General features: G+C 61.5%; 7 protein-coding genes. 1 reads left to right on the top strand and 6 read right to left on the bottom strand.

From position 1 onward, the window contains the following. Positions 1-29 precede the first annotated feature (29 nt). Positions 30-1,265 carry a tyrosine-type recombinase/integrase gene (locus tag BRPE64_RS14005; protein WP_044041842.1) on the bottom strand — a complete coding sequence of 412 codons (1,236 nt, stop codon included), beginning with the start codon at positions 1,263-1,265 and terminating at the stop codon, positions 30-32. Between the two features lie 168 nt (positions 1,266-1,433). After that, complete coding sequence (gene mnmE / locus BRPE64_RS14010; RefSeq protein WP_016346790.1) at positions 1,434-2,822, bottom strand: tRNA uridine-5-carboxymethylaminomethyl(34) synthesis GTPase MnmE; 1,389 nt, start codon at positions 2,820-2,822, stop codon at positions 1,434-1,436. Between the two features lie 312 nt (positions 2,823-3,134). Between mnmE and BRPE64_RS14015 the strand changes: the two genes are divergently transcribed. Further along, on the top strand, positions 3,135-3,551 hold the full coding sequence (locus BRPE64_RS14015) for a hypothetical protein (protein WP_016346791.1): 417 nt from the start codon (positions 3,135-3,137) through the stop codon (positions 3,549-3,551). Between the two features lie 94 nt (positions 3,552-3,645). Here BRPE64_RS14015 and yidC read toward each other — a convergent pair whose 3' ends face one another. The 4 genes from yidC to rpmH all read right to left on the bottom strand — a co-directional run bounded on the left by yidC (position 3,646) and on the right by rpmH (position 6,433). Next, positions 3,646-5,316 carry a membrane protein insertase YidC gene (gene yidC, locus BRPE64_RS14020; RefSeq protein WP_016346792.1) on the bottom strand — a complete coding sequence of 557 codons (1,671 nt, stop codon included), beginning with the start codon at positions 5,314-5,316 and terminating at the stop codon, positions 3,646-3,648. Positions 5,317-5,324: 8 nt separating this feature from the next. After that, positions 5,325-5,642 carry a membrane protein insertion efficiency factor YidD gene (yidD, locus tag BRPE64_RS14025; protein ID WP_044041843.1) on the bottom strand — a complete coding sequence of 106 codons (318 nt, stop codon included), beginning with the start codon at positions 5,640-5,642 and terminating at the stop codon, positions 5,325-5,327. A gap of 70 nt (positions 5,643-5,712) precedes the next feature. Beyond that, entirely contained in the window at positions 5,713-6,216 is a 504-nt protein-coding gene (gene rnpA, locus BRPE64_RS14030; protein ID WP_051180355.1) for a ribonuclease P protein component, read from the bottom strand. 82 nt (positions 6,217-6,298) lie between these two features. Then, the gene (gene rpmH / locus BRPE64_RS14035) at positions 6,299-6,433 is read right to left on the bottom strand and encodes a 50S ribosomal protein L34 (protein ID WP_004198824.1); all 135 of its coding nucleotides are present in this window, start codon (positions 6,431-6,433) and stop codon (positions 6,299-6,301) included. Positions 6,434-6,497 lie beyond the last annotated feature (64 nt).

Genomic DNA, 6,497 nt, shown 5'->3' on the forward strand with positions numbered 1-6,497 from the left:
TGATTCCGTCAGGCACGGGTAGTGAAAATCTATGCGGCCGACTGGCCGAAGTTCCCAATCACGACCTTCCGGCCGCCTTCAATCTGTGCGTCAACAAAATTTGCCCACACCTGAAGGATCTTCTGACGCTCTTCCGCGTACTCGGCTCGGTTGTAGATTCCTTTGATGCCTTTGATCGTATGGGCGAGCGCCTTTTCAATGGCGTCAGACGAATGACCCATTTCATGCAAATGCGTTGAAGCTGTGCGGCGGAGGTCGTGCAAAACGAAATGCTGCACGTCGAGGCTGAGAGCGCGAACTGCTTGGTTCAGCGTGCTCTTCGAGATCGGTTTTTCGGAGCTGCCGCGCGTTGACGGAAATACGAATTCGCCATCCCCGCTCAAAACTCGGAGTTCGCGCAACATCTCCACGGCTTGGGTCGATAGAAAGACCCAGTGTTCCTTTTCTTTCTTCATGCGATCGGCCGGGATTTTCCACATGCCGGCGTCGAGATCGAACTCGGGCCACGTCGCCTCGGTCAGTTCGCTCTTACGAACCATGGTCAACACGAGGAGATGAACGGCGAGTTTCAGTTGGCGGCGGATATCTGAAGCGTAGACGGCCCGCAGAACGGTCCCGATCTCATCCGGTGACAGAACGCGTGTGCGGCTGTCCTGCGTCGCAATAAAGCGCGCCACGACGGCTTGAGCGGGGTTCGTTTGCGCGAATTGTCGCGCGATCGCGAATTCATACATGCGTTTCGCGACATTCCGTGTGAACAGCGCCATCTTTGGCGCCCCCCGAGATTTGATGCGATCACATAGGGCCAGAATGTCCCCCGGCGTGACATCTCCGAGGGGCTTATTGCCGATCGAGGGGTAGAGATCTTTCTCCAAGGCCCGTTTCACGTTTCGCCGGTAGGACTCCGACATCGGGGCGATCTGGGCTGTGTACCAATCTCCCCCGAATGCCTTGACCGTATCGAGCCGCTTCACCGCGCCTCGGTCCTTTTTTGCATCGGCTACGGGAGACACGCCTCGGGCTACGATCTCTGTGTACCGCCTGGCTTTCTCTCGAGCGTCCTGAAGGCTGATTGCCGGATAGTCACCGATCGTCACCATTGGCTGGCGCTCGCCGTGCAACGTGTATCTGTATCGCCATACCTTCGAGCCGGACGTCATGACCTCCAGCACCAAGCCGCCACCATCGGCGACGCGGTAGCGCGACGCCTTCGGCTTCAGAGCTTTGATGCGGGTGTCATTCAGCGGAACGGCAGTTTTCGGCATAACGTTGGTACACGGATTTTGGGACACACTGACTCGGTGTCCCTAAATGTGTACCAAAAAACATCGGGCGTCAATAGGCAACGTTAGCCAACGTTAGGTGGCCAACTCTAGCTGTGGCGGGGAAGAGACGGGGTGTCTGGGAATGGTTAGGCGCTGCTGGGCAATACGCTACTTTCCGATGCAAAAGCGGCTGAAAATCACGCCGAGCAGATCGTCGGAGGTGAATTCGCCCGTGATCGAGTTGAGTTCGTCCTGAGCGAGCCGGAGCTCTTCGGCGAACAGATCGAGCACCTGAGACTGGTGTTCCGCGTGTGCGGCAGCAAGCGCAAGATGTTCGCGGGCCGCGCGCAATGCGATCAGATGCCGCTCCCGCGCGAGGTACACGCTCTCCGCGCCCGCTTGCCAGCCGGCGATCCTGAGCAACTCGTCGCGCAAGAGCGCGATGCCGTCGCCGCTTTTCGCCGACAGATTCACTTCGCGCGTATCGCCGTCACCGTCGCGGACCGCCGCCGGTTCGCCTGCCAGATCGGTCTTGTTCATGACCCGCACGACCGGCACGCCTTGCGGGAAACGCGCGGCGATCACATGGTCCTCGGGCGTCGCTCCGGCGCGCGCGTCGAGCAGATGCAGCACGACATCGGCGCGTTCGATCTCGCCCCACGTGCGCTCGATGCCGATGCGCTCCACTTCGTCCTGCGTCTCGCGCAACCCGGCTGTGTCGATGATATGCAGCGGAATGCCTTCGACCTGAATGGTCTGCGCGACCTTGTCGCGAGTCGTGCCGGCGATCGGCGTGACGATCGCCAGTTCCGCGCCCGCCAACGCATTCAACAGTGACGACTTGCCGACGTTCGGCTGACCCGCCAGCACAACCGACAAGCCTTCGCGCAGGAGCGCGCCCTGGCGTGCATCGGCGAGAACCGTATCGAGACGTTGACGGATGCGCGTGAGCTTGCCGCGCGCGTCGGCGGCTTCGAGAAAGTCGATTTCTTCCTCGGGAAAATCCAGCGTGGCCTCGACGAGCATGCGCAGGTTGATCACGTCCTCGACGAGCGTGTGAATCTCGCGCGAGAACGCGCCTTCCAGCGAGCGGCCGGCCGAACGCGCCGCCGCCTCGGTGCTGGCCTCGATCAGGTCGGCGACGGCTTCCGCCTGCGCGAGATCGAGCTTGTCGTTGAGAAATGCCCGGCGCGTGAATTCGCCCGGCTCGGCAAGACGCAGACCGAAGTCGCGGCCCGCTTCGATCGCCCGTTGCAAAACCAACTGCAACACGATCGGGCCGCCGTGCCCCTGCAACTCCAGCACATGCTCGCCCGTGTAGGAATGGGGCGCCGGAAAGTAGAGCGCGATGCCGCGATCGAGCGCTTCGCCCGTGCCGTCGACGAACGGCACATAACTGGCGTGTCGCGGCGCGAGCGCCTGCGCGCACAGCGCGTGCATCGCCTTTTGCGCGGCTGCTTCGCCGGCTCGACCGAACGACAGACGCACGACTCCGATTCCGCCACGCCCGGGCGCGGTGGCGATTGCGACGATCGGATCGGTGTCGTTGCTCAACATGTCGGCGGGGCGAAAAGGGTGATTTCGGAGTGCGGGCATTGTATCGCGGCGAGCAACGCGCGGCTTCAAGGGCTGCGGTTAGGAAGATTCTTGCGTTATCTTGTTCGAGATATACGATTAAATCGATCTTCGAGAAGATGCCGCGCAGAGAAGCTACTGGAACGCCATTGGGTATGGGAAAATCGATCGGATTTCGCTTGCCTGTAAGCAATTACTTTAAACACTTGCACAAGATAAACGACGACAGGATCAAGCCAAATCTAGCGCAGTTGGTTGACTTGTAAGCAGCGATTGCCTCGCACAATCGAGCCCATGCCTACACCACAAGAAAAGGCCGATTTCTCCGAGCGGCTCAAATTCTCGATGTCCCGTGCGCCCGAAAAGATGCGTGGCGCGACCGATCTCGCATTGCGTTTCAATCTTCGCTATCAAGGCGAGCCGGTTTCGCCGCAGACGGCGCACAAGTGGCTCACCGCGCGTTCGATTCCGACCGTCGACAAGCTGCAGACGCTCGCCGACTGGTTCAAGGTCGATCAGCACTGGCTGCACTATGGCCCGTCGCCGAGCGGGAATCCGCAAGCGACGCCGAAGCCGCTCGCGCGCGACGAGCACTATCCGGCATCGGAGGAGACGCTCGAACTGGCGACGAAGATCGAGGCGCTGTCGCCGCATCATCGGTATCTGCTCGAAGAGTTGGTCGAGCAGTTTTACGGATCGATGAAGCGCTGAACGGCGCGCCCTCGGCAGCACATAGCAACCACCAAAGCAAAACGCCCGGCTAGGCCGGGCGTTTCACGTTTACATCGAGTGGCAAGAACGAGGCTTACGTAACCTTCTTCTTGCTCTTACCCATCATGCGCGTGATGTAGTACTGCTGCGCGATCGACAGCACGTTGTTCACCACGTAATACAGCACGAGACCTGCCGGGAAGAAGAAGAACATGACCGAGAACGCGATCGGCATGAACATCATCATCTTTGCCTGGACGGGGTCGGGCGGCGTCGGGTTCAGCTTGGTCTGCACGAACATCGAGACGGCCATCAACACCGGCAGGATGAAGTACGGGTCCTGCTGCGACAGATCGTGAATCCAGCCGATCCATGGTGCGCCGCGCATTTCCACCGACGACAGCAGTACCCAGTACAGCGAGATGAACACCGGAATCTGCACGACCACCGGCAGACAGCCGCCGAACGGATTGACCTTTTCGGTCTTGTAGAGCGACATCAACTCGGCGTTCATCTTCTGCGGATCGCTCTTGAAGCGCTCGCGGATCTGCTGCATGCGCGGCGTGATTTCCTTCATGCGCGCCATCGACTTGTAGCTCGCCGCCGACAGCGGGAAGAACACCGCCTTGATGAGCAGCGTCAGCAGCACGATCGCCCAGCCCCAGTTGCCGACATAACTATGAATCTTCTCGAGCAGCCAGAACAGCGGCTTGGCGATGATCGTCACCATGCCGTAGTCCTTCACGAGCTCAAGCCCCGGCGCGATGCCTTCGAGCATGCGCTCCTCTTCCGGACCGGCGAAGAGACGGGCATCGACATTCACGGTCTGTCCCGGCGCGATGGTCTGCGCAGGCAGCGTCACGCCGACGCGATACAGCTCGGGATCGATCTTCTGCACATAGATGTCGCGCTTGACGCCCTGCTGCGGAATCCACGCCGACGCGAAGTAATGCTGCACCATCGCGATCCAGCCGTTATCCGACGACGGTTCGAACGACGCCTTGTTCTTGTCGATGTCGGAGAAGTCGATCTTCTGGAAGTGCTTCTGGTCCGTATAGACCGCCGGCCCGATGAACGTGTGCGAGAAGCGCGGCGTTTCGACCGGCGTGTTGTCGCGCACGAGCTCCACATAGAGCTTGGGCGACACCGGCGCCGTGCCGACGTTCTCGATCTTCGTATCGACGTTGATCACGTAGCTGCCGCGCGTGAACGTGTAGGTCTTGATGACCTTCACGCCACCCTTCACCGGCGACTCGAACGCGATCTTCAGCGTTTTTTCATCGCCCGTGAGCGAGGTCTGGCCGGGCACCGGCGTGAAGACGTCGTTGTGATTCGGGAAGTCGCCGCCGAGCAGGCCCGTGCGCGCGAGGTACGTGTGGTTCGCCGTGTGATCGAACAGCGTGATGTAGAGATCAGGCTGCTTGCCGTCGCCTTCCTTGATCAGCGAGAGCTTGGACAGCGTGCCGCCGCGCGTATCGATCTCGCCGGAGTACACGTCCGTCGTGAACTTGACGAGCTGCGCCTGCGCCGTGACAGGCGGTGTCGTCGAGCCCGGAGCGGCGGTGCCGGCCGGCGCGTTCGGCAATTCGGACGGCTGCGAGCCCGGCGTGGCCGAACCCGGTGCGGGATTGCTGGCGGTCTTCGCCGGCTGCGTCGCGCCGGGGAAGAACATCGACGGGCGCCCGTGGTCGCGTTGCCAGTTGTCGAACAGCAAGACAACTGACACGAAGAAGATGACCCATAGGACGGTGCGTTTGATATCCATGCGTTGTCTCAGTGTCGATCGGAAAGCGCTTCAGCGCCGTTTAGTGTTGAAAGCTTGTCTTGCGCAGAATCCGCGCGCGATCGGCTCGCGTCGTCAGGGTCGGCACAACCCTTGGGAGGCGGCACGAGATCGACGCCGCCCGCCGAAAAAGGATGACAGCGGCAGAGCCGTTTCGCGGCGAGATACGTGCCATGCGCGGCGCCATGATACTGGATTGCCTCGCGCGCGTAGTCGGAACAGGAAGGATAAAAGCGGCACCGGTTGCCGAGCAGGGGGCTCACAGCAACCTTGTAGAAGCGCAACAACGCGATGAGTGCCGTTTGCATAAGCTTCGCGCCGCACGCCCGGTTCGTCACGAGGGACTCACCTGACGCAGCTTGCGCTTCATGACCCTGATCAAGACTCCGGGGAGCCGGTCGGGCCGGATGAATCGTCGACGGCGGGCGCGATGTGCGGCGCCGCCACGGATTCGGCCGAGCGGCGCGCTGCTTCGCGCACGGCACGGTCGAGCAATGTTTCCAGCTCGCTGCTGACGAGCGCCCGAAGCGGCGGGGAGCTCGCGCTCGGCAACGCGCGACGGTCGATCTTCGCGTGCAGCCGCACGAGAATGTCGAAGCCGCTCAACTGTTCGCGACGCAGCCGGAACGCATCGCGCGCAAGCCGCTTGATCAGATTGCGCGTTACCGCGCGCGGCGCCTGCTTCTTGCCGATCACCAGCCCGAGCCGCGCAGCATTTCCTGTCGGCTTGCCGTACAGGACGAAGTGCGGCGAGCGTCGCCAGGGGCGCAAACGAAAAACGGATGAGAACTCATCCGTTTTCAGCAGCCTTGCGGCCTTGGGGAACGCGGCCTGCGCCGGCAACTGAATGATGTCCTGTTTCAAGACTTCTGTGCGGCGCATGAGTGGCTCGCGGGCGGCTGTTGCGCGTTCGATTGTCGATGCAACGAACGAGACCTCGCCGCGAGCGGCCACTTCAGCGCACTCAGATTGCGAGGCGCTTGCGGCCCTTCGCGCGGCGGGCGTTGATGACCTTGCGGCCGCCGGCGGTCTTCATGCGAACGCGGAAGCCATGGGTGCGCTTGCGGCGCGTCACGGAAGGTTGGTAAGTACGTTTCATGTTGCTCTCACTTGAGTTGAATGACCGCGCGGGCTTGGTCCCACCCTGCTCCAGTGTGGTCACT

This window comes from Caballeronia insecticola (genome assembly GCF_000402035.1).
Lineage (GTDB): Bacteria > Pseudomonadota > Gammaproteobacteria > Burkholderiales > Burkholderiaceae > Caballeronia > Caballeronia insecticola.